Raw genomic sequence first — 23831 nt, 5'->3', positions numbered from 1 at the left:
CGCCAGGAAAGCTGATTATGACTTTTGTACGTTTAGATCGAACGGATAGCGTGGTTGTTGCAACTCGGCCCCTGGAGGCCGGCAGTATGGTGGAGGATGTCATGACCAATACGCGCATCCCCTCGGGACACAAGGTCGCCACGCGGAATCTTGCACCCGGCGATCCTGTCAGAAAATACGCCCAGATTATCGGTTACGCCACCCAACCGATCGAACCTGGCGACCATGTGCACACCCACAATATCGAGTTCCGCAACACTAGTGTGGACTACGAGTTTGCGACGGATCACAGGCCCATGAAACCCGCCACCTCGGTCGATACGTTCATGGGCTACCACCGGGACAGTGGTCGGGTCGGCACGCGCAATTACATCGCGGTTCTGACAACAGTTAATTGTTCGGCGACTGCGGCCCGTATGATCGCCAACCACTTCACGCCTGACAAGTTGGCCGAGTTTCCGAACGTCGACGGCGTGGTGGCCTTTGTCCACGGAACGGGCTGCGGAATGGCCGATTCCGGCGACGGTTTCGAAGCACTTCAACGGGTCATGTGGGGGTTTGCGAAACATCCCAACCACGCTGCCGTTCTAATGGTCGGTCTGGGCTGCGAGATGAACCAGATCGACTGGCTGCTGGACGCATATGGTCTGAAGCAAAGTCCCACCTTCCAGACGATGAACATCCAGAACGTCGCCGGATTGCGCCGGACCGTGGAAGCGGGCATCGGCAAGATTAACAAGATGCTGCCCATTGCGAATGAGGTGAGGCGCAGCGAAGCCCCGGCGTCTGAATTGATAGTTGCGCTGCAATGCGGTGGATCGGACGCTTGGTCAGGCGTGACCGCAAACCCTGCGCTCGGACACGCCTGCGACCTGTTGGTTGCCCAAGGCGGCACCGGTGTCCTTGCGGAAACGCCCGAAATCTACGGAGCCGAACATCTTTTGACCCGCCGCGCCCTTGGTCGCGTAACTGGGCAAAAACTTATCGGACTGATCGATTGGTGGCAGGACTATACCGCTCGCAATCACGGCTCGATGGACAACAACCCAAGCCCCGGCAACAAGCACGGGGGGCTGACGACCATCCTTGAGAAATCGCTGGGGGCAGCGGCGAAGGGTGGAACCACCCCTTTGACCGGTGTATTCAAATACGCTGAACCCATCACCGCCAAAGGCTTCACCTTCATGGACAGCCCCGGATATGACCCGGCCTCGGTGACCGGGCAGATCGCGGCCGGGTGCAACCTAGTGTGCTTCACCACGGGGCGCGGCTCTGCCTTTGGGTCCAAACCAGCGCCCACGCTGAAAATCGCTACCAACTCTGAGTTGGCAGCGCGCATGCCTGAAGACATGGACGTGGATACGGGTGATATTCTGACCAAAGGTGCCAGCGTCGAAGAAAAAGGACAGGAAATATACCGGCGGCTGCTCCAAGTCGCCTCGGGCGCGCGAACCAAGTCCGAGGCGCAGGGCCTGGGTGACTACGAATTCGTACCTTGGCAAATCGGAGCGGTGATGTGAAACGGATCCTTGTAGCTGGCGGCGGGTTGATCGGCATCCGCCACGTCCGCGCCGTGATTGAGCATCCCGACTGCATGTTGGTCGGGTTGGCCGATCCAGATGGTTCGATCCAGATCGACGCGCCGCGTTTTGCCAGTATGGACGAGGTGCAGAGCCCCGTAGATGGCGTCATCATCGCGACGCCCACCCGCCTGCATGCCGAACATGGCATTCTAGCCGCATCCCGCGGTTGGCACATGCTGATCGAAAAGCCGGTTGCCGCATCGGTCGATGATGCCCTGCGCCTGAGAACGGCCGTTCGCCAGGCCGATGTCCGCAGCCTTGTGGGCCACCATCGGCGGTATCATACAACCTTGCAGCACCTGAAAGAGGTGATCGCGCAAGGTACGATCGGACAAGTCATCAACGTCTCGTTGCTGTGGGCCATGCGTAAACCCGAGAGCTATTTTGAACAGAACTGGCGGACTTCTGATGGCAGCCCAGTCATGATCAATCTGGTGCATGATATCGATGTCCTGCGGTTTGTGATCGGAGAAATCTCGGATGTCGTCGCCCTGCCCGGCGCGTCGATCCGCGGATCGGATCGGATAGAAAGTGGGGCTATCGCGACCGCGTTCGAAAACGGCGCGACGGGCACTATCAGCTTTGCCGACACAGCACCCAGCCCTTGGGGGTTTGAGGCTGGAACCGGCGAGAACCCGAACATCGGCACGACCCACCAGGACATGATGTGGATCACGGGAACCAGTGGTGCTGTGAGTTTTCCCTCCATGACTCTGTGGCGTGGAAAGGATTGGGGGACTGCGGCCCAAAAGGACCAGCTTACACGACCGGAACAGCAACGCGCACCATTGGAGGTGCAACTGGATCATTTCCTTGACGTGATCGACGGCGCCCCTCCACTGATCGACGTCGAGGATGCAGCCCGGACGCTCGAGGTCACATCATGGATAGAAGAGGGGCTAAAGGCGCGAACAACTCGAGCGCGGGCGCCGGCCTGATGGACATGCGGCCCGGCAAAATACCGGACCACTCAAAAATCAATGATATTCCACCGGGCAAAATGAGCAATTAAACTGAAAAGCCGCCCGCACCAGACACAAGAATGGAAACCTTACACATTCACGGAAAGGGAGACCTATGAGCAAACCATCAATCGGGTTTATCGGCTTGGGACTAATGGGCGGCGCCATGGTGAGCCGACTGTTGGACCAAGGATACTCGGTCGCTGTACTGGGAAACCGCGACCGCACGCACCTGGACGCCGCGATTGACCGAGGCGCCCGCGAGATGCAAAACGCCCAAGAACTGGCTGAAGCCAGCGACATCGTGATGCTGTGCATGGGCACCTCCGAACAGGTCGAGGGTCGTATGCGGGGTACAGATGGAGTGATTGCGGGATTGAAACCCGGGGCGGTCGTCATCGACTTTGGCACCTCTCTCCCAGGCAGTACACGCGCCTTGGCCGAAGAGGTTGCCGCAGCCGGTGGAAGCTATCTTGATGCGCCGCTTGGCCGGACGCCGGCGCACGCGCACGAAGGCAAGCTCAACATAATGACTTCCGGCAACAAGGTTGCCTTCGACAAAGCCGAGCCGACACTGAAGGATTTGGGCGAAAACGTCTTTTTCCTTGGCCCCGTTGGGTCCGGGCACACGGTAAAGCTGATCAACAACTTCTTCGGAATGACCGTCGCGAACGCGATGGCCGAAGCCTTTGCCATGGCAGATATCACCGGTGTTGACCGCAAGCAGCTGTATGACGTTATGGCCGCAGGGCCGCTGCATTCCGGAATGATGGATTTTGTCAAAGCCTACGGCCTTGAGAGCGACCCAAATCAGCTGGCCTTTGCCATCAAGAATGCGGCAAAAGACCTCGGGTATTATGACCGAATGGCGCGCGAGGCGGGCGTTGCCAGCGTGATGTCGCAGGGCGCGCTTTCGGCGCTGAATGACGCGCGCGACCACGGTCAGGCGGATGATATGGTCAGCCAGATGGTTGACTACTACGTCAAGCGTTTCAACACCTGATCGATGGCTGTCACCGCCAACCCCAATGCGGACCTGCCGCGCCTTGGCATCGTGCTGATGCTGACGGCGTGGCTATTCTTTTCGCTGGTGGACCTTGGGGCCAAGTGGTTGGCATTGGCCGGCGTGCCGGCATTTCAGTTGGCGTTCATGCGCTACGCGGGGCACTTCGTGATCTCTGTGGGCGTGATCGCCAAGGGCGGGATTGAGGCCAGCCGGTTCAAGACCGACCATCCATGGCAGGTCATTAGCCGGGCCTTGCTGCTGATCTCGGCGACCGTTTTCAATTTTTTTGCCCTGCGGTTTTTGCCTCTGACCGTCGTGTCGGCAATCATGTTCTCAAGCCCGGTCATCGTGTGCTTCCTGTCCGTTTTCGTTTTGAAGGAGAGAGTGGGACCATGGCGTTGGGCGGCTATCATCCTGGGTTTTCTGGGGGTGTTGGTTGTCGTGCGGCCCTTTGGTTCGGCCTTTCATCCGACCATGCTGCTGATCGTTTACAACGCCACCGCGTTGGCTTTTTACTCGATCATGACGCGCAGGCTGTCCGGGGTTGTTGCCGTGGACACCATGCAATTCTACCTCGGGCTTACCGGGACGGTGGTCCTGCTGCCCTTCGCCATCTGGTTTTGGGTTCGGCCGGAAAACATGTGGAGCCTGATAGTCCTGATCAGCCTAGGCGTCTTTGGCTGGTGCGGGCATCAACTGCTGACGAACGCGCATCGGTTCGGAACGGCGAACCAGTTGATGCCATTCACCTATTCGTTCCTGATCTACGTTGCGATCTGGGGCTATCTGTTCTTTGACACAGTACCGGACGCATTCACGTTGGCAGGGGCTGCGCTGATCATGGTCGCCGGGCTCATCATCTGGAAAAGAGAAAAGAAATGACGCGAATTGCCTGCATCGGTGAAGCAATGATCGAATTGTCCATGCTGGAGACCGGCGCGAAGGTGGGCGTCGCGGGGGATACGCTGAACACAGCCATCTACATGCACCGCGCGGCTCCTGATCTGCAGGTGGAGTATGTGACATGTCTGGGCGACGACCCGTTCTCAGGGCGCATCGCGGACTTTATCGCCAGCCATGGCATCGGGACATCCGGCATCCGCATCATTCCCAACGCTTCTCCGGGACTATACGCGATCACGACCTCTGCGGACGGTGAACGCAGCTTCACCTATTGGCGCAGCGAGGCGGCCGCCCGCCAGCTTTTTGCCGATCATGACTTCAGCTCGCTGAAAGGTTACGACGTGCTGTACTTGTCAGGGATTTCCGTGGCCATTCTTCCGCATTCAGTAAGGCTTGCGCTTCTGGACTGGCTCGAAGGCTCTTCAGTCCGGTTGGTCTATGACAGCAATTTTCGTCCGCGTCTTTGGGACAGCGCCGAACACGCCCGGCAGATCAACCAACGGCTTTGGCAGCGTGCAGATATTGCCCTACCATCTATCGACGACGAGATGGCACTGTTCGGGGAATGCGCGGATCAAGTGGCGGCACGCTTTACCGATCATCACGGTGTCGGTGCATTGAAACGCGGAGAGGATGGCCCTCTGTCCATTGGTCAGAACATTGACCAAACCTATGAGCCTGCCAAAAACGTGCTGGATACCACAGCGGCGGGCGACAGTTTCAACGGTGGGTACCTCGCAGCCCTGCTGACAGGAAAATCGCAGGCCAAGGCCCTGATGGCCGGACACAATCTGGCGTCCACCGTTGTTCAGTTCCGCGGCGCGATCACTCCCGGATAAGTGACGCGAGATCCTCAGCGCCAACAAGGTCCAAAAGCCGCACTACCGGATCTGGCTGTGTGACAGCCGAGGCGATTTCCAACGCGCAAGGATCGTTCAGCGTCCTGCCCTTGGCGATCTCGGACATGCAAAAGGAGATCCAGGCCCGCATCCCTGCGATCACCGCCTGAGAGCCGGTCTCACGGAGTGTGGGAACAAACCGATACGGCAGCTTCTGGCTGCCATCCATCGCGATTTGGTCCAGACGGTGCGCCAGCTCGAGGTTTTCAAAGCGGCGCAACAAAGCCTCGGCATAGTCCGGAACCTGTACTTGCAGTGCTGCGGGCAGCGTTGCGCCCGCATCCTTCATCAACTCGGTAACCAGCGGGCGCAAAACCGGGTCTTGAACCGCTTCGTGAACGTAGGTCAGGCCTCGCTCCAACCCGGCATAAGCCAAGAGGGAATGAGCACCGTTCAACATGCGTAGCTTTCGCATCTCGTGCGGGGCCACGTCATCGACCAGTTGCACGCCCGGCCAATCCGGATGTGGCCCGACGAAATTGTCCTCGACCACCCACTCCGAGAACGCCTCGGTTGGAACAGCCATAGGATCGCCGCTGATTGCGCGAACGGCGTCCGTGGTAGCCGGGGTGATCCGGTCGACCATCGCGTTGGGAAAGCGAACTGCGTCCCAATTCACGTCCAGACCGGCTGCATTTGCAAAATCGGCAACTGCCGTTTCAAGCGTTTTGCCGTTTTCCATGCGATTGTCGCAGCTTAGCACCGTCACTGGCTTGCGCCGTTCCGCGAGGCCAAAAGCGAGAAACCCGATCAGCGTTGCGGGCCCCTGCCCCGCCAGATCGGCAGCAATCGCTGGGTCCTGAAGGTTCAGATTGCCCGCTGCGTCCAAGTGATAACCTTTTTCGGTGACGGTCGCCGAGATGATCTCGGCATCCGCCATCACATTGAGAATCTCGGCGCGATCCTCGGGCGCGACCAGAACGTCCCGCAGAGCTTTTATGCGCCGGACGCCCTGCCCCTGTACGCACAAATCGTACTCGAAACCCTGGCCGGCCAATCCATCCCGAACCGAGGATGAACGCAGGCTAACGCCGACAACGTCCCATCCGCCCGCTTGATCGGTGTAGTCCAGCAAATGCGCCCGGGCGAAGTTTCCAAGACCGAAGTGAAGAATGGTACCCATCTAGCTTTGCAACCCGTAAACCTGTTTCGCCAGATCGACCGCCAGCAATCGCGCCAGATGCTCGGCACTGTCCCGGTCGAAATAGCCGCGCGCAACCTGCTCGGCCAAATGAATAGAAACACCTCGTCGCCACAGGTCGTGACGAGCTGGAATGGACAGAAAAGCCCGCGTGTCGTCATTGAATCCGGCCAGATTGTAGTATCCGGCCGTTTCAACGACCTGATCGAAATACCGCGCAATCCCGGCTGGGCTGTCGTGGAACCACCAAGGCGGCCCGATCCGAAGGCACGGCCAATGCCCCGCCATTGGCGCCAGTTCACGGGCATAGGTGCTTTCGTCCAATGTGAAGAGAATGATCCGCAGTTCCGGCGAGTTTCCGACCCGGTTCAACAGCGCCTCAAGGCCCGTGACCCAATCCATCGCGATTGGAATGTCAGCCCCCTTGTCCCGTCCGAAGTCCCGCATTACCGCGTCGTTCGTGTTGCGCTTGCTGCCCGCGTGTATCTGCATGATTAGACCATCATCGACAGACATCTGCGCCATTTCGATCAACATATGCCCGTAGAAACGGCGAGCATCCTGTTCGGCCCCTTCCCGCCGTCTCAGCCGTTGGTACAGCGCATCCGGGTCTTCCAGCCACTCGGTCTGCACACGTTCGATACCGTGGTCGGTAGCCGTACAGCCCAGCCGGATGAAATAAGCCCGCCGCATTCGCAGCGCATTGAGGTAGCCATCATAGCTGCCCAGATCGCAGCCTGTCAGCTCGGCCAACTTGTTCAGGTTCTGTACGAACTCCGGGTCTGCCCCATCCAAAACCCCGTCTGGGCGGAACGTCGGAATAACTCGCCCGCCCCAACCGCTTGCACGGATATCCCGATGCTCCGCGAGGCCGTCGAGAGCGGAATCCGTGGTGGCCAGAACCTCGATCCCAAACTTGTCGAACAAAGCCCTCGGGCGAAATTCGGGTCGCGCCAGCTTTTCGGCGATCTTATCATAGATCAGGTCTGCTGTGCGTGAAGACAACTCCTCAGACACGCCCAGCGTTTCATGCAGCACGTAGTTCACCCAGATCCGGGATGGCGTTCCCAGAAACAGATGCCAGTGCTCGGCAAAGGTGCGAAACACGTCGCGAGGATCATTCTTTCGCCCCTCTTCCCCAACGCCAAGTTCGGACAAGGGAACACCCTGCGAATAGAGCATTCGGAACACGTAATGGTCGGGAACCACCAGCAGCTCTGCCGGATTGGGAAACGGCGCATCGGTTGCGAACCACCCCGGATCGCAGTGACCATGCGGAGACACGATCGGGAGGTCCTTGATGCCCAGGTACAGGCCTTCTGCCATCCCATTCAAATTACCAGTCAATTCTGCCTCCGATACTGCTGCCCGCAATTGTTAACACAGTTTTTAATGGTTGCATCTTTCCCGTTCGAACCCGCAGACTGACCGGGTGATCCGGGGGAATGAATGAATATTGCGCTGATTGGTTTGGGGATGGTTTCGGGAACGCATGTTGCTGCCATTCAGGCATCGGAGCGAGGTCTCAATCTTGCTGGCGTCCTAGGGCGCAATCCTGAAAAAGCAGCTGAGTTCGCGCAGCGAAACGACACCCGCGCGTTCAGCTCGGTTGAGGAAATCGCAAACGACTCAAACGTCGACTTTGCGATCATCGCAACCCCGCCTGATCAGCGCACAGAGTTGGTGCGGGTTCTTTCGACCGCTTCGAAACCGATCCTAATGGAAAAGCCTATCGAAAGAACGCTGGGCGCCGCGACAGCCATAGTCGAGCAGTGCGAGGTGTCTGGCGTGCTGCTGGGCATCGTTTTTCAGCACCGCGCTCGCACCGCCTCGCAGGCGCTGAAATCAGCCATTGTACAGGGTGAGTTGGGCGCGATCGCCACGGTGGAAATCCGTGTCCCCTGGTGGCGCAATCAGAGCTACTATGACGAGCCAGGTCGCGGCACTTATGCACGCGACGGAGGCGGTGTCATGATTTCGCAGGCAATCCACACGCTTGACCTCGCGATGTGGCTGCTGGGGCCGATCTCGGACATTCAAACCATGATGAGAAAAACTCCGTTGCACGATCTCGAGGCCGAGGATTGGGCAGGTGCAATCTTTGAAATGGATAACGGCGCGGTGGGAACGTTGATGGCAACCACCGCCGTATTTCCCGGGGCCGCTGAATCTATCACGATCCAGGGCACGCACGCTAAAGCGCATCTGGAATCAGGTGTTCTGACCTTGACCACTTTCGACGGTCAGAAATCCACGGTTGGCGAAACGTCCGCCACAGGCGGCGGGGCCGATCCCATGGCGTTCACCCATGAATGGCACCAGGCGGTCATAGAGGATTTTGCCAACGCACTCGCCGGTGGAACGCGACCCATGGCCACCGGACGCAGTGCCCTTTTGACCCACGCCGTCATAGACGCGATGCAGGTCGCCAATCGAACCGGCCAGAAAACACGAGTCATCTCATGAGCCTAACCTGCGTCGCCCTTGGCCTGGACCACCGCCATATCTATGGCATGACGGAAAACATGCGCAAAATCGGCGTGGACTGCGTTGGCTATTGGACACAAGGCGAACCCGAAACGCTGGCGGGCTACGTCAAAAGGTTTCCCGATATTCCACGATTGGCCCGACTGGAAGACGCTTTAGCCTGCGGGGCGGATTTGGCGCTGATTTCCGCAATTCCGGCAGATAGGGCCGCGTTGACGATCCGTGCCATGCAGAACGGTATGGATGTCATGAGCGACAAGCCGGGCTGCACGTCGTTCGAGCAACTCGACCAGATCAAACGGGCGGTTGCGGACACCAGTCGAATCTGGTCGGTGGATTTTTCCGAAAGGTTTGAAACGCCGGTCAGCACCCGGGCGACCGAGTTGATCGAGGCCGGTGCCATCGGGCGCGTGATCCAGACGGTCGGACTTGGCCCGCACCGATTGAACCGGGCAACCCGGCCGGAATGGTTTTTTCAGCGTGACCGCTATGGCGGCATTCTGACCGATATAGCCTCGCATCAGATCGATCAGTTCTTGCACTACACAGGTTCGAAAACCGCAGAAATCACAAACGCCTATGTAGCGAACTACGCAAACCCCAATGATCCCGGATTGCAGGATTTCGGAGAGCTCAATCTTCGAAGCGAGAATGGCACCGGGTACATCCGGGTTGACTGGTTCACTCCGGATGCCTTGCCAAACTGGGGGGATGGTCGCCTGACGATCCTAGGCACCGAAGGCTATATCGAGTTGCGGAAATACGTCGATGTGGGTGGTGCCTCGGGAACAGACCATCTGATCCTCGTCAATGGTGAAACCTGCCAAAAGATCGACGCAACCAACGCCGACCTTCCCTACTTTTCGCGCCTCGCCGATGACGTCCGTAACCGGACCGAAACCGCAATGGCGCAGACCCACTGCTTTACGGTCATGGAACTGGCGCTGCGTGCACAGGAAATGGCGGAACGAAGATGATCAACGTTGCGATCCTTGGCGCAGGTATCGGTGCGCAACATCTGAGCGCACTGGAACGGCTTGACCGCACCTTCCGCGTAGCCGCCGTCGTCGACCAGAATACGGACCGGATCGAGCAGATTCGACAAAACTCGGATTTTCAAGCACTGACCAACATTCAAGACGCTCTGGATGATCCGGCGATTGATGTCATCGACATCTGCCTGCCACCCCATCTGCATGTACCGACCACCCTTGCGGCACTGGCCGCAGGAAAACACGTTGTATGCGAAAAGCCCCTTGCGACCTCTATGCAGGATGTAGATCGGATCACGGAAACCGCCCGCAGCACGGGCAAGCATGTGTTTCCGGTCTTTCAATACCGGTGGGGCCCGTCACTGGCCCAATTGCGCCAGTTGCAACGTTCAGGCCTCACCGGAGCGGTCCAAACTGCCGCGCTTGAAACTCATTGGTCCCGGGGGGCAGACTATTACGCGGTGCCGTGGCGGGGAACATGGGCCGGTGAACGCGGCGGCGCAGTGCTGGGCCATGCCATCCACAACCATGATCTGCTGACTCATATTGCGGGTGATATCGCCTGGGTGTCCGCAATGGCCACAACGCGAGTTAACCCGATCGAGACGGAAGACTGCGCTGCGATCTGCTTTGGCATGACTTCTGGAGCTTTGTGCACAAGCAACATCACACTAGGCGCCGCTAAGGACGAAACCCGCCTGCGGTTCGTCTTTGAAAAAGTGACCGCCACCTCTGGCACGGAACCCTATGCCCCGGGTCAAATGCCTTGGACATTCGTCGCGCGGGACCCGTTGGATCAAGCCACTATCGACGACGCTCTTGCCGCCTCCGCTATGGAGCCAACAGGTTTCGAAGGGTTCTTTACCCAAGTCGGCAAGGCGCTACGGTCCGAGGCAAATTCAGGCGTTACACTGCAGGACGGTGCTGCGTCCATCGGCCTTGTGACGGCGATTTATCACGCGGCGCGCACCGGGCAGCGTGTTGCCCTTCCCATCGAGCCCGATCACCCTCTGTATGAAGGATGGCTGCCATGAAACAATGCTGGCGTTGGTTCGGACCCGAAGATCCGATCGCCCTGGTCGATCTCCATCAAGTCGGGGTTCAGGGCATTGTCACCGCGCTGCATCACATCCCACCGGGACAGCCCTGGGACGAACAGAGCATCGCCGACCGGCAGGCCGTTCTGACCGCTGACGGGTACAGTTGGGACGTTGTCGAAAGCCTGCCCGTCTCCGAGGCGATCAAGACGCAATCCACAGACATGGCCGAACATCTCCAGGCTTACAAGTCCAGCCTCAGAGCCCTGTCCGCCCGTGGAGTCAAAGTCGTTTGCTACAACTTCATGCCAATCCTGGATTGGACACGCACCGCCCTTCGCGCCCCGCAGCCGCATGGCGGAACGGCCATGCTGTTCGACCTGACCGATTTTGCTGCATTCGACATATATATTCTCGAACGTCCAGGTGCGTCGGAAGACTATTCCAGCGACGTCCAGCAAACGGCCAAGGATCGTTTCTTGCGCATGTCGGATGAATCCAAAGCCCAGTTGCAGCACAATGTCACTGCGGGGCTGCCCGGCGCCAACGATCAGTGGAGCGTGCAGGACGTACGCTCTTTGTTGCGGACATATGCGCACATAGGCCGTGACCAGCTTCGCGCAAACCTCATAGACTTCCTTTCCGAGGTCGCCCCAGAGGCCCAAGAACTAGATCTACGCTTGTGCTGTCATCCGGATGATCCGCCGTTCTCGTTGCTCGGTCTGCCGCGGGTCATGTCCAGCACCGATGACTACGGCGCCGTTCTGAATGCGGTTGATTTGCAGGCGAACGGCGCAACGTTGTGTACCGGCTCGCTGGGAGTGTCCCCCGAATTCGATGGGCCGGACTTCGTGCGTAGACATGGCGGCCGGATTCACTTTGTTCACTTGCGGAACACCAGACGCATCGCGGGGTCATACAGCCAGAAGCCAGACTTCTTTGAGGCCCCGCATCTGGAGGGCGACACCGACATGGTCGGCACCATTCGCGAGTTGATGAACGAACAGCGCTGCCGCAAATCCCAAGGGCGTGGCGACTGGCAAATTCCGATGCGGCCTGACCACGGACAAGAACTGCTGAGCGATCTGGGCGGACACAGTACTCCCGGTTATCCGCTGATCGGACGAATGCGCGGGCTGGCGGAACTGCGCGGCATCATGGCGGCGTTTTCCTAACGCGTCGGATCAGACAGTTTCTTTCCACCCGCAACACTTCTTTGCTTGCCTGCGCGCCGCATTCTTCGTTTACTTACATTACGTATACGGGCAGCGGGGTGTCTTCCGGACTCGCCCGACGTCTGTTCAAGACGCGTGAAACTCCCGCGAAAACCGATGCGATTGGGCATCATTTTTCGAAACGTCTGCCATACGGAAATGGCGGAAAACGGGAGGATTATTTATGAAAACTGCAGGCGTAATCGGTCTTGGCGACATGGGCAGCGGCCTTGCCAAGAACCTGATCAAGAATGGCTTTGAAACATCAGGTTTCGACCTGAGCGAGACGCGCATGAAGGCATTTACCGACATGGGCGGCTTGGCCAAGGACAGCGTGGGACAGGTCGGCCGTCACGCCGCCGCTGTGTTTGTCATGGTGATGAACGGAGATCAGGCCCGCGATGTCATTCTGGGTGAAAATGGCTTGGTTGCGAACATGGCCAAAGGCGGAACTGTCATCCTATCGGCGACCATTACCCCGGCCGAAGCAAGCGCTATCGGGCAAGACATGGAGGGCGCAGGCATCCACCTGATCGACACTCCGGTCTCGGGTGGATTTCCCGGCGCGCAGACCGGCACATTGACGATGATGGCTGCCGGCGCTGCGGATGTGCTGGACCAAAATGCCGAAGTCATGCAGGCAGTGTCGGCAACCATTCATCGGGTTGGAGAAAACGCCGGCGACGGGCAAACCGTGAAAGCCTGCCTGCAATCCCTTATCGGATCGATCTTTTCCGCCACATTCGAGGCTGCGGCCCTGGCGGCCAAAGCCGGTGTCAGCGGTCAGGCATTGCTTGATGTGTTCTCCTCATCCAGCGCGGGGTGCGGCGTCGTGAATACCGCCCTTGAAAACATCATTGATCGCAAGTTCGAAGCCACCGGTAGTCATATCGCAACCATGCATAAGGACCTGACGATCTCTCTAGCACTGGCCGGTGCATTGGGCGTTCCCATGCACACAGCGTCATCCGCAATGCAGATCTTTCACGCCGGAAAAACCAAGTACCCGAATGGCGACAACTGGGTGTGTACTCGCGTCATCGAAGAGATCGTTGGCGCAGAATTGCATCGCTGAGGGGACCGGACATGAAATTAGGTGTAATTTGCGACGGCATTTCCCGCGATCTGCGGCATGCCGTGGACGTAATGGACGAATTCGGTCTGGACTATGCAGAGCTTCAATTCGTTGGCGATTCAGAGGTCGGAGACCATTCCCCGCAGGAAATTGCCGAGATCGACGCGCTTTTGCGCGACCGGGGCAAGCCTGTGTCGTGTCTGTCGCGCCATATCTTTGCGGGGATGACAGCTGCCAACAGGCCCGGCGACGACCTGCACACTCGGCATATGGACGCCTTGAAACGCGTGATCGACATGGCGCATGTTGTTGCGTCTCCGCTGGTTCGGATCATGACGCAACGAAAAGAGCAGATACTCTGGGGAAAAAACGGCGCCGAGAAGTGGAACGTGGCGCATGGGGTATGGGACTCGATGCCGCCGCTGATCGCGCCGGCGGTTGAACTGGCAAGAGCTGAGGGCGTGACGCTTGTCGTGGAAACCGGAAACGGCACGCTGGTCAATTCCAACTATACAGCCCGCAAGCTGATTGACGAGTTAGACGCAAAAGACTCTTTGAAAGTGCTGTGGGACCCCGGAAACAACTGCTGGTGCCATGAACTGGCATACCCAGACGGTTATGAAGAACTGCGCGGCGGCTACCTGGGTCACATTCACATCAAGGACGTAAAGGTCGACACGCCGCGGGCAACGCTGGAAGTGCGCCGCATGGGGGAAGGTCAGCTTGCGCCTTTGTTCCAACCCATCGCGGACGCGCTCAGATCCGACGGCTATGATGGCGTCATTTCTTTCGAAAGCGTTTATCAACCCGGCAACGGGAACTTCGAAGATGGTTTTCGTCTGTGTGTGGACCAGTTTAAAAGCCTGTTTGCATGAAAATGCAGTCAATATGCGTTCAAAATCAAAAGTTTGACCCCCATTGCTGAATGCCAAGTGAGATGTAGAAAGCTGGGCGCGTTCGCGTGAAATCAAGGAAAGGGCCTGCTGGATGAAACAACAGTTTTTTGACCTGTCCATTGAAACGCCGGGCAAATCCCTCATCGACATCAGCGGGATCGTTCAGCGTGCGGTGTTCGAACACGAATTTGTCTCGGGCTTGCTGACCCTTTGGTGCGCCCACACCGGTGCCGCGCTGTTGGTGCAGGCCAATGCCGATCCCGAAGTGCTCAAGGATATCGAGACGTTCTTCGAGAAACTCGTACCCAAGTCACCAGGCAAGTATCACCACCGCCCGACCGAGGACGACAACGCTCCATCGCATCTGCGGGCGCTGTTGACGCAAACTCAGGTATCGATCCCGGTCGAACAGGGGCAGCTTCCGCTGGGTCGCGTACAAAGCCTGTACCTGTTCGAACATCGGGAAGCACCCAATGCACGCCGATTGAAGGTGCACTACATCGGGACGTGATGCCTTGGATGACATGGAGCGTTGGCAGTGCTAACGCCCCATCCAGCCCCCGTCGACTACAAGGATTTCACCGTTGACGAAGTCCGACGCAGCAGAGGCCAGAAAGACCACCGGTCCGGCAAAATCAACGGGCGTACCCCAACGGCCTTGGGGTGTTCGTTCCAGGATCGACTTCGACCGGACCGGATCATCCCGCAGGGCTTGGGTGTTGTCGGTCGCGATGTAGCCAGGCGCGATCGCATTCACGTTTACGCCCTGCCCGGCCCATTCGTTGGCCAAGGCTTTGGTCAGCTGTCCAATCCCGCCTTTCGAGGCCGCATAGCCCGGAACGGTGATGCCGCCCTGAAATGTCAGCAGCGATGCAGTGAAGATGATCTTCCCCGAGCCGCGAGCCAGCATGTCCTTGCCGATCTCGCGTGACAGAACGAACTGCGAGGACAGGTTCACCTCCATCACTTCGTCCCACCAGTCGTCCGGGTGTTCGGCGGCGGGTTTGCGTTTGATCGTGCCGGCATTGTTGACAAGTATATCAGGGATTTGTCCGTCGGCCCTCAACTGATCAATGAACCCATGCAGCGCGGCGCGATCCGAGAAGTCGCATTGGTAGGCCCGGAAATTGCGTCCCATCGCCGTCACGGCTTTTTCGACATCCGAGCCAGACAGCTCGAGCGAGGCGGACACTCCGATGATATTGGCTCCGGCCGATGCCAATGCTTCGGCCATACCGCGCCCGATACCGCGTTTGCACCCGGTCACAAGGGCCGTCTTTCCCGTCAGGTCGAAACTTTGCAAAACACTCATGAACGCGGTCCTACTTCGATCAGGCTTTTCATCGCGGCTGGGCTGCGATCCAGTGCTTCGAACGCGGCCTGGATGTCTGCCAGTGGGCTGACGTCCGTGATCACAACATCCGCGTCCACTCCGCCCGAGGCGACAACTGCAATGGCTCTCTCGTAATCCTCTGGCTCATAGACCCGAGCACCGATCAGTTGCAGCTCTCGCCAGAAGAACTGGAACAGGTCTATCTGAGGTTTTTGAGCATGAATCGCGACCACTACGATCCGGGCCCGAGTCGCGGCAACGGCGGACATTGCATCGACACCGGGCTGCGTTCCTGACACCTCGAAAACCACATCTGCCCCTTTGTCGCCCGTGCGCGCATTGATTGTGGACACTAGGTCGGTTTCGGTTGGGTTGATCGTGTCAAAGCCAAGTTTTTCAGCTATCGCAAGACGGTTCGGATTCACTTCGGAAATTACGACATTTCCACCCGCGTCCCGCGCAACCATGGCAACCAGGATGCCAATCGGGCCGCCGCCGATAACGACAACGTCCTCTCCAGGTTGCAGGTCAGACAGCCGCACATCGTGGCAGGCAACGGCAACCGGCTCGATCAGCGCCGCGTGATCCATGCGCAAGTCATCCGGCAGAACGTGCAACGTGTGGGCCGGAACAGTCCAGATCTCTTGCATCGCGCCATCGGTGTCGAGGCCGAGAAACTTGAGATTCTGACAGATATGCTGATGCCCCCGCTTGCAAGCTGGGCATTCTCCGCAGTGATCAAGCGGTCGGACAACGACCTTCTGGCCGGGTTCGACCGTATCGACGCCCTCGCCCACCGCTTCGACGACACCTGACATCTCATGCCCAATCACCCGGTTCAGGCCGACGCGGGCATCCATGTTGCCGTGGTAGACGTGCATATCCGTCCCGCAAATCCCGCAATAGGCAACGCGAACGGCAACCTCGCCTGGGCCCGGAGCAGTCGCTTGGGCTTGCTCTACAGCAAAGCTCTTATCGCCCCTGTAGTATGCCGCAGAGATCGTCTGGGTCGTCATTATTGCATCTCCTTGTGTTCCGCATTCAATTTTTCCCAGTCGAACGCCACTCCGGTTCCCGGGGTATCCGGGGCTACGGCCAGACAGTCTTCCACAACCAGCGGACGGGTCGTGTACTGGTCTATCGGAAATGAGTGTACTTCCAGCCACCCTGCGTTGGGTTGCGCAGAAACAAGGCTGACGTGCAGTTCCTGCATCCCATGACTGCAAACCGGAATGCCGTGTTGTGCGCTTAGCGCGGCCACGCGCAGCCAGCCGGTGATTCCACCGCAGTTTGAGGCATCGGGCTGGATAAAACTCAGTTTCGCGTCATCAAAGGCGTATTCAAATTCGTGCATGGTGTGCAAGTTTTCACCCATGGCAAGGGGAACGCCCGTCGCTTCGACAATTCGGCCATAACCTTTGTAGTCGTCTGGAATTGTCGGTTCCTCGAACCACAGGATATCGCAGTCGGCGAACCCTCTGGCAGCGACGATGGCCTGTTCGACACTCATAGAGTAATTCGCATCGACCATGAAGAACCGGTCCGGCCCTAGCATCTCGCGCACCGCCCGGGCACGTGCAAGATCGTCGGCCAGGTCTGGTTGACCGACCTTGATCTTGACTGCGTTGAACCCACGCGCAAGGTACCCTTCGGTCTGACGCAGCAGTTTCTCCAACGAGAAATTCAGGTCGATCCCGCCGGCATAGGCCTTGCACCTTTTCGACGCTCCACCGGCCATCTGCCACAATGGCGCATTCTGCGTTCTGCCGCGAATATCCCACAGTGCAATATCCACGGCCGAGATGGCAAACGAGGCGATCCCGCCCCGTGCGACGTAGTGCACGTGCCACTGCATGGCATCGTACAGGCTTTCGATCTGTTCGGCGTCTTGTCCAACAAGGAACGGTGACAGGTCATGCTTGATCATCGCCAGAATGGCGTGACCACCCTTGCCCCCGGTATAGGTATACCCGACCCCCTCGACCCCATCCGAGGTTTGAATGGTGACCGTGATCAATTGAAAAAACGTGTGATCCCCATGTTTGGCGTCGACCAGGACCTCTGCGAGCGGAACGTTGAACAGCCGCGCTGATACACTTTCTATGCGATTCATTAACCCAAGACCTTCTGCTGCCTGGCAATAACCCGAGACTGTAAAAGGATGACCGCAAATAGAAAGCCTCCACGTATGACCATTTGCCAATAGGCACTGAAACTGATGGTGCCCTGACCGTTTTCAAAGTTTAGAACGTTGAAAACCAGCCCCAGCAACAACGCGCCGGCGACCGTCGCAGGGATCGATCCCATCCCACCCGTCAACAAAGTGCCGCCTACAACCACGGAAGCGATAGCTGACAATTCCCATCCGATGCCTTCAAGGGGTTGCCCAGCTCCAAAACCCGAGGCCAGAAAGACTCCGGCCAGCCCCGCACAGCCACCCGACAGCAGGTAGACAAAAGCCTTGGCGCGATTGACCTTCAGGCCCATGAGGTTCGAGGCATCCTCGCTGCCACCGATCGCCAAGACGGTCCGCCCGATGGTGGTTCTTTCCAGCACCAGCCAAAGTGCCAGAGTCAGTCCGGCCACGATGACGATTGCCCATGGAAACAGGCCAAACGCCTGCCCCATGCCAAGCTTGGTGAAGTTCGACCCCCAATCGACCGAAATTGTCTGGGCGCCCGAAATCACCAATGCGCCGCCTTTTGCGGCCAGCATGGTGGCCAGCGTGGCGATGAAGGGCGGGATCCGAAGGATGATTATGCAAAAGGCGTTGATCGCCCCGAAACCAACCCCGGCAAGAACGGCCCCCGGCAACGCAACCTGAATCCCATACGGGCTGAGATAGGCCGCAACAACCGAGGTAAAGGCCGCCACTGATCCGACCGACAGATCAATCCCGCCGGTCATGATCACAAAACACATGCCCAGCGCAATCGCGATGAACATCGCGTTGTAATTCAGGAAAGACGAGAAATTGTAGGCGCTGCCAAAGTTGTCATAGCGCATCAGCCCGAACAGAATCAAAGCCAGCAGTGCGATCCAAACCGTCACCGAGGCCGAATTACGCCGAAGGTATTTTCGCAGGTCAAAAGCCGTTTCATCCAACATCGATTAAGCCCTCCGAAACTGCTGGACCCAAACGGCCAGGATAATGATAACGGCCTTGGCGATCAGTGCAACTTCGTCCTCTACCCCGTTGGCCAACAATGTATATTTGACCAACTGGATGATGACGGCACCCAGTATGGCACCAAAGATCGGCGCTCGCCCGCCTTGCAAAAGAGCCCCGCCAACAACCGCGGCCGCGATGGCATCAAGCTCCATCAGATTGCCGTTGCGCGCGGCGTCCGAGGCCGAGTTGATTGCAACCACGATCAAACCGGCTAGGCCCGCAAGCACCGCGCAGATGACATAGGCCCCGATCTTGACCCGTCGGACGGGACCACCCGACAGATAGGCCGCGCGTTCATTGCCCCCTATGGCCAGCAAGTAACGGCCCCATGTGGTTCTGGTGATCACCCAAAACAGCACACAGGCAATGGCCAGCGCCAGCCAGCCCTGGAACGGCAATCCAAGCACTTTACCAGTTCCAAGATAACTGAATGAAGGGTTTGAAAACGTCTGCAAGTTCCCGTTCGTCAGGACTTGGGCAATACCGCGACCAGAGATGAAGAGAATGAGCGTCGCAACGATGGGCTGCACGTTCAACACGGCAACCATCACGCCGTTGAATACCCCGCATAGCCCCGCAATGAACAGCGGCAGGACAATGGCCAAAGTGACGCCTAGCATCGGATTGGCAGAGCCCAGATCCGACAGAAAGATCAACGGAGCAAGCGCCCCCGCCAGCGCCATGACCGCCCCAACCGACAGATCGATCCCACCCGTGGCGATTACCAGCGTCATCCCCATGGCCACGATGGCGATCGTAGCGACCTGGCTGATATTTACGAACAGGGTTTGCAGTTGCAGGAAATTAGGTGTGAAAAACGCGTTGAACACCAGCAGGGCGACTAACGCGGCGATGCCGCCGTGAAAGCGGAAGGGCATTGATGCGACCCGTTGCGGCAACTTCATTGCGCGTTCCATGAACCAGTTCCTTCTTCATGATGCGCAAGCGCGCGCACCAGTATGTTCTCGGTGACCCCGGGGTTGGTCAGTTCCTTGACCGAGCGTCCCTCGTGCATGACCACGATGCGATCGGCGCCTTCCACCAGTTCTTCGAATTCCGAACTGATGAGAACGACGCCAAACCCCTTCTCGACATAAGACCGAATGAACGATTGGATCTCTCGCTTGGCGCCAACATCCACGCCTCGGGTCGGCTCGTCGAGTATCAGGATGTCGGGCTGCGTCGCCAGCCAACGGGCAAGCAGCACCTTCTGCTGGTTGCCGCCGGACAATTCGCGAATGGGTTGGTCCATATGCGCCGCCTTGATGCCCAGATCGTCGATAAAGGCCTGAACAATCTCGCGCTCGCGGGCAAAGTCGATTTGACCACGACTGGCCAGTTTCGGCAGCAGGGCCAGCGTCATGTTCTCGCGCACGGACATGTCTGGAATGATCCCTTCGGCCTTGCGATCTTCGGTCAGAAAGCCGACGCCGTTTACGATCGCGTCACCCGGTCCGGACGGTTGCCCGACCACGCCATGCAATTCGATTGCGCCGCTGCGTTTCCCGTCCACTCCGAACAAAGCGCGCGCCGCCTCGGTCCGGCCTGAGCCCAGCAATCCGCCCAGCCCAACGATTTCCCCGCGGTGGAGAGTGAGGTCGAAATGCGTCAGCCGCGGGCCTGTTGAAACAGAGTCCGCCCGCAAAACGATATCGCCTTTCTTGGCCTTGGCACCTGCGAAGTCCGTCAAACCGTCTGCCGCGATCTCATCCTTGTTGCGGCCCAGCATGTCCGCGATCATTTCCAGTTTGGTCGTATCCTGGACGTTACGTGTGCTGACGGTGCGCCCATCTCGCATCGTTGTGACTCGATCGCATATTTGGAACAGCTCATCGAGGAAATGCGAAACATAAAGAACAGACACGCCCTGTTTCTTCAACTCGCGCACAACACCGAACAGCACCTCGACTTCGCTGGCATCCAGCGACGACGTGGGTTCGTCCATGATGACAAGTTTCGCATCCAGCGAAACAGCCCGCGCAATCGCAACCAACTGCTGGATCGCTGTCGAGAAATTTCCTAGCGGCTCGGTCACGTCGATATCTATGCCAAAGCGCATAAGAACCTCGCGTGCGCGCATGTTGCCCTCGCGCCAGTCGACCAGAAAGCCGAGACGTTTGGGCTCGTACCCCATGATGATGTTTTCAGTCACTGACCGCAGCGGCACCAGGTTGAGCTCTTGATAGATGGTGGCAATTCCGGATTCCTGCGCTTCGCGCGGAGTGGAAATGCGGCTTGGCACACCCGCCAGATGAACGTCGCCGGCATCCCGATCGTAAACTCCGGTCAGAACCTTGATCATCGTCGATTTGCCCGCACCGTTCTGGCCGATCAGCGCATGAACCTCGCCGGGCGCGATTTCCAGGTTGGCCTGGCTAAGTGCCGGCACGCCGGCAAAGGACTTTTCAATTCCCGACATCGAGACGAGCGCATTCATGAGATGTCTTCCTCCGATTGCTTGCAGGTGGCGCCGACCACAGGCCAGCACCACCCACCAGGGAGAATCAATAGGCTTCGTCGATGTGATCGGCCGCATTGTCCTTGGTAAAGATGCGATCTTCGACTTTCACCCATTCCGGGATCGCCTCGCCAGCCGCGTATTTATTCATGACTTCACAAGCCAGAGGGCCGAAGAAGGGTGAGCTTTCCACCGTCACCCCCATCTTGCCATCGATAATAGCCTGAAGTGCATCGCGTGTCCCGTCGATCGAAACGATGGTCACGTCCTCGCCAGGCTTGCGGCCGGCCAGTTCCAGAGCCTGGATCGCACCGATTGCCATCTCGTCATTGTGGGCGTAGACCACGTTCACATCGGGGTGCGCCTGCAGCAGGGTTTCCATCACCTGACGACCCAGGTCGCGCGCAAAGTCACCGGTCTGAGAAGCCACGATCTCAAAGCGGTCATCCGTTGCAATCGCGTCGTCGAAACCTTTTTTGCGGTCATTTGCAGGTGAAGAACCAGTCGTGCCTTCCAACTGGACGATGACGCCATTGTCGCCGTCGAAATTCTCCATCAGCCACTGTGCGGCACGGTTGCCCTGATCAATGAAATCCGACCCAAGGAACGCCACAAAATGCTCGCCCGGCTTGGCAACGGCCGGATCAACCGAGCGGTCCACCAAAAAAGTCGGGATTCCCGCGGCACGGGCCTTCATAACGGCTGGGATCAACGGCTTTTCTTCCCGCGGGGGCAGGAACAGAACGTCGATGCCTTGGGCGATCATGCTGTCCACATCCGCAACCTGCTTTGCTGCAGATCCGGCTGCATCCGTCGCGATAAGGTCCCAGCCGCAGGCCTCGGCCGTGTCATGGAACGATTTTGTCTCGGCAATGCGCCACGGATTGTTCGACTCCATCTGCGCAAAGCCGACCTTGTAGCGATCCTTCTGCTCAAGCGGTGGCAGATCCTGCGCTATCGCAGTCGTGCCCAACAGCGCACCCGCGACAACCGTCGAGATCAAAAGAGTTCTGCGTTTCATGGTTATTCCTCCTCCATTGGTGCGGTCGCCTCCGTTTTGACCGCGAGTTTTAGGTCATGCCCAATTCATGTAAGTCGTCTGTTTCCTCAGATAGCCATCGAAGCCATACGCGCCGTCTTCGCCCCCAACCCCGGACAAACCCCAACCGGTGTGAAATCCCTGTACGGCCTCACCATTGGAGCGGTTCAGGTACAATTCGCCGAACTTCAAACGGCTCGGGGCCTCCATCAATCGCCGGTGCGATGCCGTAAAGAGATAGGCGGACAGCCCGAATGACGTGTCATTCGCAAAACTTATCGCCTGATCAAAATCATCGACTCGCATGGCTGTCGCCACGGGTCCAAAGACCTCCTCCTGCATCGCGGCATTGCCGTTGTCGGAGACCTCGAGAACCGTTGGGGACATCCAGTGCCCTTCGCGGTGCGCGCCGTCCGTCAAAGGCCCGCCTTCCAGATGGACCGTGGCACCTTCGGCGATGCTGCGCTGGATGATTTCGGCGACCTTGGTCATTTCGACCTTGCTGACTTTGGGCCCCAGGTCGCAGTCCTCCATCGGATCTCCGATCGACAATGCGCGGGCTGCTGTCACGAATTTTTCCAAGAACTGATCCGCAATACCGCGATGCAGATACATACGCTCGTTGCAGGTGCAAATCTGGCCGCAATTGGCAAACCGGGCGGCAATGGCGGCCGAAACAGCAGCGTCAATATCCGCATCCTCCATCACGATGAACGGCGCCTTGCCGCCAAGCTCGAGCCGGACAACCTTGATCCGGTCGGCCGCGGCGCGAAAAATCTCTTTACCGGCTCGTGTGCTGCCGGTCATTGTGATCAGTGAGGTATCGGGGTGTTCGACCAACCGCTGCCCTACCACCGGCCCCTTGCCTGTCAGAACATTCAGAACACCGGGCGGAAACCCGACCTTTTCGGCAAGCTCGGCGATCGCGAGACCGGACAGCGGCGTGATTTCGTGTCCCAACAGAACAACAGTGTTGCCCGCGACCAGCGCAGGCCCGACTTTCCTGGCGGCCAATGCCAGCGGATAGTTCCAAGCCGTCAACGCAACAACAACGCCATAAGGATGACGCCGGATCTGGATTTCCTCGGACTTGTTGTCCGATGCCACTATGTCACCCGAAATCCTCCGGGCCTCTTCAGCCGCATGGCAAAGAAAGGTAACAGCGGCATCAACTTCACTTCGGGCCTGCGTGACGGGTTTGCCCTGCTCGACCGTGATCAGAGCGGCCAGACGCCCGGCGTCAATCCGGATGGCTTCGGCCAACCGCTGAACCAGTCGCGCCCGCTCGATCGCCGGGCGCGAGGACCACGAGCCAAAAGCACGATGGGCCGCCTCGACGGCCGCATCCGCATGAGCGGCACCGCCATCTGGAACTTGCGCAACGATCTCTTCATTTGCAGGGTTCTCGACACCAACCGTGTCCGCGTCAGAGTCGGTAAAGCGGCCATCGATGAACATCGAATGCCGAACCACCTGACCCAACTCCCCCACTACAGACCGCAATTTCGCCTCCCGCGCTTACTCGGTCAGACCACATTGGCGACCCCACCATCGATCAAAACACTAATAATATTATTTCGTCAACACTAATATTAATTACTATTCACTAATATTAGTTGCGCGTCCTCCGTATA

The 23831-nt window shown here is 58.3% G+C and carries 21 protein-coding genes and 1 pseudogene; 12 read left to right on the top strand and 10 right to left on the bottom strand.

Annotation, left to right across the window (positions count from 1 at the left end):
• Positions 1-17 precede the first annotated feature (17 nt).
• From GOW48_RS00185 to GOW48_RS00165, 5 genes and pseudogenes are all read left to right on the top strand, one after another.
• Positions 18-1520 carry a UxaA family hydrolase gene (locus GOW48_RS00185; protein ID WP_170750456.1) on the top strand — a complete coding sequence of 501 codons (1503 nt, stop codon included), beginning with the start codon at positions 18-20 and terminating at the stop codon, positions 1518-1520.
• Positions 1517-2521 carry a Gfo/Idh/MocA family protein gene (locus tag GOW48_RS00180; protein ID WP_058277415.1) on the top strand — a complete coding sequence of 335 codons (1005 nt, stop codon included), beginning with the start codon at positions 1517-1519 and terminating at the stop codon, positions 2519-2521. The genes GOW48_RS00185 and GOW48_RS00180 overlap by 4 nt, the downstream gene beginning before the upstream one ends.
• A gap of 100 nt (positions 2522-2621) precedes the next feature.
• Positions 2622-3548: pseudogene (locus tag GOW48_RS00175) on the top strand (NAD(P)-dependent oxidoreductase); the annotation flags it as partial.
• A gap of 3 nt (positions 3549-3551) precedes the next feature.
• Positions 3552-4433, top strand: coding sequence for a DMT family transporter (locus GOW48_RS00170; protein WP_170750452.1), 882 nt, complete (start codon positions 3552-3554; stop codon positions 4431-4433).
• A complete protein-coding gene (locus GOW48_RS00165) occupies positions 4430-5293 on the top strand; it encodes a sugar kinase (RefSeq protein ID WP_170558369.1) in 864 nt (287 codons plus the stop codon). The genes GOW48_RS00170 and GOW48_RS00165 overlap by 4 nt, the downstream gene beginning before the upstream one ends.
• On the opposite strand, the gene GOW48_RS00160 is transcribed toward GOW48_RS00165, so the two are convergent.
• Both GOW48_RS00160 and uxaC read right to left on the bottom strand, forming a co-directional pair.
• The gene (locus tag GOW48_RS00160; protein WP_170750450.1) at positions 5280-6476 is read right to left on the bottom strand and encodes a mannitol dehydrogenase family protein; all 1197 of its coding nucleotides are present in this window, start codon (positions 6474-6476) and stop codon (positions 5280-5282) included. The two genes, GOW48_RS00165 and GOW48_RS00160, sit on opposite strands and share 14 nt — an antisense overlap.
• Positions 6477-7820, bottom strand: coding sequence for a glucuronate isomerase (uxaC, locus tag GOW48_RS00155; protein WP_170751354.1), 1344 nt, complete (start codon positions 7818-7820; stop codon positions 6477-6479).
• 123 nt (positions 7821-7943) lie between these two features.
• On the opposite strand from uxaC, the gene GOW48_RS00150 reads away from it, so the two are divergent.
• The 7 genes from GOW48_RS00150 (at position 7944) to GOW48_RS00120 (ending at position 14706) form a co-directional block, all read left to right on the top strand.
• Positions 7944-8960: a Gfo/Idh/MocA family protein gene (locus GOW48_RS00150; RefSeq protein WP_170750448.1), complete on the top strand. Its 1017-nt coding sequence runs from the start codon at positions 7944-7946 to the stop codon at positions 8958-8960.
• Positions 8957-9958: a Gfo/Idh/MocA family protein gene (locus GOW48_RS00145; RefSeq protein WP_170558375.1), complete on the top strand. Its 1002-nt coding sequence runs from the start codon at positions 8957-8959 to the stop codon at positions 9956-9958. The genes GOW48_RS00150 and GOW48_RS00145 overlap by 4 nt, the downstream gene beginning before the upstream one ends.
• Positions 9955-11007: a Gfo/Idh/MocA family protein gene (locus GOW48_RS00140; protein WP_170750446.1), complete on the top strand. Its 1053-nt coding sequence runs from the start codon at positions 9955-9957 to the stop codon at positions 11005-11007. The genes GOW48_RS00145 and GOW48_RS00140 overlap by 4 nt, the downstream gene beginning before the upstream one ends.
• Complete coding sequence (gene uxuA / locus GOW48_RS00135) at positions 11004-12185, top strand: mannonate dehydratase (protein WP_170750444.1); 1182 nt, start codon at positions 11004-11006, stop codon at positions 12183-12185. Before GOW48_RS00140 ends, uxuA begins: the two co-directional genes overlap by 4 nt.
• Before the next feature lie 223 nt (positions 12186-12408).
• On the top strand, positions 12409-13299 hold the full coding sequence (locus GOW48_RS00130; RefSeq protein WP_058277406.1) for an NAD(P)-dependent oxidoreductase: 891 nt from the start codon (positions 12409-12411) through the stop codon (positions 13297-13299).
• Between the two features lie 11 nt (positions 13300-13310).
• Positions 13311-14174: a sugar phosphate isomerase/epimerase family protein gene (locus GOW48_RS00125; protein WP_170750442.1), complete on the top strand. Its 864-nt coding sequence runs from the start codon at positions 13311-13313 to the stop codon at positions 14172-14174.
• Positions 14175-14286: 112 nt separating this feature from the next.
• Complete coding sequence (locus GOW48_RS00120; protein WP_058277404.1) at positions 14287-14706, top strand: secondary thiamine-phosphate synthase enzyme YjbQ; 420 nt, start codon at positions 14287-14289, stop codon at positions 14704-14706.
• Between the two features lie 30 nt (positions 14707-14736).
• Here the strand turns inward: GOW48_RS00120 and GOW48_RS00115 are convergent, their stop codons facing one another.
• The 8 genes from GOW48_RS00115 to GOW48_RS00080 all read right to left on the bottom strand — a co-directional run bounded on the left by GOW48_RS00115 (position 14737) and on the right by GOW48_RS00080 (position 23700).
• Positions 14737-15507: an SDR family oxidoreductase gene (locus GOW48_RS00115; RefSeq protein ID WP_058277403.1), complete on the bottom strand. Its 771-nt coding sequence runs from the start codon at positions 15505-15507 to the stop codon at positions 14737-14739.
• The gene (locus tag GOW48_RS00110) at positions 15504-16544 is read right to left on the bottom strand and encodes a zinc-dependent alcohol dehydrogenase (RefSeq protein WP_170750440.1); all 1041 of its coding nucleotides are present in this window, start codon (positions 16542-16544) and stop codon (positions 15504-15506) included. The genes GOW48_RS00115 and GOW48_RS00110 overlap by 4 nt, the downstream gene beginning before the upstream one ends.
• Positions 16544-17641, bottom strand: a complete 1098-nt coding sequence (locus GOW48_RS00105) for a mandelate racemase/muconate lactonizing enzyme family protein (protein ID WP_170750438.1) — start codon at positions 17639-17641, stop codon at positions 16544-16546. The genes GOW48_RS00110 and GOW48_RS00105 overlap by 1 nt, the downstream gene beginning before the upstream one ends.
• Positions 17641-18636 carry an ABC transporter permease gene (locus GOW48_RS00100; protein ID WP_170403549.1) on the bottom strand — a complete coding sequence of 332 codons (996 nt, stop codon included), beginning with the start codon at positions 18634-18636 and terminating at the stop codon, positions 17641-17643. The genes GOW48_RS00105 and GOW48_RS00100 overlap by 1 nt, the downstream gene beginning before the upstream one ends.
• Before the next feature lie 3 nt (positions 18637-18639).
• A complete protein-coding gene (locus tag GOW48_RS00095) occupies positions 18640-19617 on the bottom strand; it encodes an ABC transporter permease (RefSeq protein WP_170750436.1) in 978 nt (325 codons plus the stop codon).
• A complete protein-coding gene (locus tag GOW48_RS00090) occupies positions 19602-21137 on the bottom strand; it encodes a sugar ABC transporter ATP-binding protein (RefSeq protein ID WP_234899402.1) in 1536 nt (511 codons plus the stop codon). The genes GOW48_RS00095 and GOW48_RS00090 overlap by 16 nt, the downstream gene beginning before the upstream one ends.
• 67 nt (positions 21138-21204) lie before the next feature.
• Positions 21205-22179, bottom strand: a complete 975-nt coding sequence (locus GOW48_RS00085; RefSeq protein ID WP_170558391.1) for an ABC transporter substrate-binding protein — start codon at positions 22177-22179, stop codon at positions 21205-21207.
• A gap of 54 nt (positions 22180-22233) precedes the next feature.
• Positions 22234-23700, bottom strand: a complete 1467-nt coding sequence (locus GOW48_RS00080) for an aldehyde dehydrogenase family protein (protein WP_214648652.1) — start codon at positions 23698-23700, stop codon at positions 22234-22236.
• Positions 23701-23831: the final 131 nt, after the last annotated feature.

This window comes from Ruegeria lacuscaerulensis (genome assembly GCF_013033355.1).
Classification (GTDB): Bacteria; Pseudomonadota; Alphaproteobacteria; order Rhodobacterales; family Rhodobacteraceae; genus Ruegeria; species Ruegeria lacuscaerulensis_A.
The sequence above is the reverse complement of the archived record's forward strand: the minus strand, read 5'-3'. Positions and strand labels throughout refer to the sequence as shown.

Bases quoted from the DNA above. Each gene is read 5' to 3' on its own strand.
- GOW48_RS00105 (WP_170750438.1), bottom strand. From the start codon at position 17,641: ATGAATCGCATAGAAAGTGTATCAGCGCGGCTGTTCAACGTTCCGCTC.
- GOW48_RS00145 (WP_170558375.1), top strand. From the start codon at position 8,957: ATGAGCCTAACCTGCGTCGCCCTTGGCCTGGACCACCGCCATATCTAT.
- GOW48_RS00165 (WP_170558369.1), top strand. From the start codon at position 4,430: ATGACGCGAATTGCCTGCATCGGTGAAGCAATGATCGAATTGTCCATG.
- GOW48_RS00125 (WP_170750442.1), top strand. From the start codon at position 13,311: ATGAAATTAGGTGTAATTTGCGACGGCATTTCCCGCGATCTGCGGCAT.
- GOW48_RS00170 (WP_170750452.1), top strand. From the start codon at position 3,552: ATGGCTGTCACCGCCAACCCCAATGCGGACCTGCCGCGCCTTGGCATC.
- GOW48_RS00140 (WP_170750446.1), top strand. From the start codon at position 9,955: ATGATCAACGTTGCGATCCTTGGCGCAGGTATCGGTGCGCAACATCTG.
- GOW48_RS00095 (WP_170750436.1), bottom strand. From the start codon at position 19,617: ATGGAACGCGCAATGAAGTTGCCGCAACGGGTCGCATCAATGCCCTTC.
- GOW48_RS00110 (WP_170750440.1), bottom strand. From the start codon at position 16,544: ATGACGACCCAGACGATCTCTGCGGCATACTACAGGGGCGATAAGAGC.
- GOW48_RS00150 (WP_170750448.1), top strand. From the start codon at position 7,944: ATGAATATTGCGCTGATTGGTTTGGGGATGGTTTCGGGAACGCATGTT.
- GOW48_RS00085 (WP_170558391.1), bottom strand. From the start codon at position 22,179: ATGAAACGCAGAACTCTTTTGATCTCGACGGTTGTCGCGGGTGCGCTG.
- GOW48_RS00115 (WP_058277403.1), bottom strand. From the start codon at position 15,507: ATGAGTGTTTTGCAAAGTTTCGACCTGACGGGAAAGACGGCCCTTGTG.
- uxuA (WP_170750444.1), top strand. From the start codon at position 11,004: ATGAAACAATGCTGGCGTTGGTTCGGACCCGAAGATCCGATCGCCCTG.
- GOW48_RS00185 (WP_170750456.1), top strand. From the start codon at position 18: ATGACTTTTGTACGTTTAGATCGAACGGATAGCGTGGTTGTTGCAACT.
- GOW48_RS00100 (WP_170403549.1), bottom strand. From the start codon at position 18,636: ATGTTGGATGAAACGGCTTTTGACCTGCGAAAATACCTTCGGCGTAAT.
- GOW48_RS00130 (WP_058277406.1), top strand. From the start codon at position 12,409: ATGAAAACTGCAGGCGTAATCGGTCTTGGCGACATGGGCAGCGGCCTT.
- GOW48_RS00120 (WP_058277404.1), top strand. From the start codon at position 14,287: ATGAAACAACAGTTTTTTGACCTGTCCATTGAAACGCCGGGCAAATCC.
- uxaC (WP_170751354.1), bottom strand. From the start codon at position 7,820: ATGGCAGAAGGCCTGTACCTGGGCATCAAGGACCTCCCGATCGTGTCT.
- GOW48_RS00160 (WP_170750450.1), bottom strand. From the start codon at position 6,476: ATGGGTACCATTCTTCACTTCGGTCTTGGAAACTTCGCCCGGGCGCAT.
- GOW48_RS00090 (WP_234899402.1), bottom strand. From the start codon at position 21,137: ATGAATGCGCTCGTCTCGATGTCGGGAATTGAAAAGTCCTTTGCCGGC.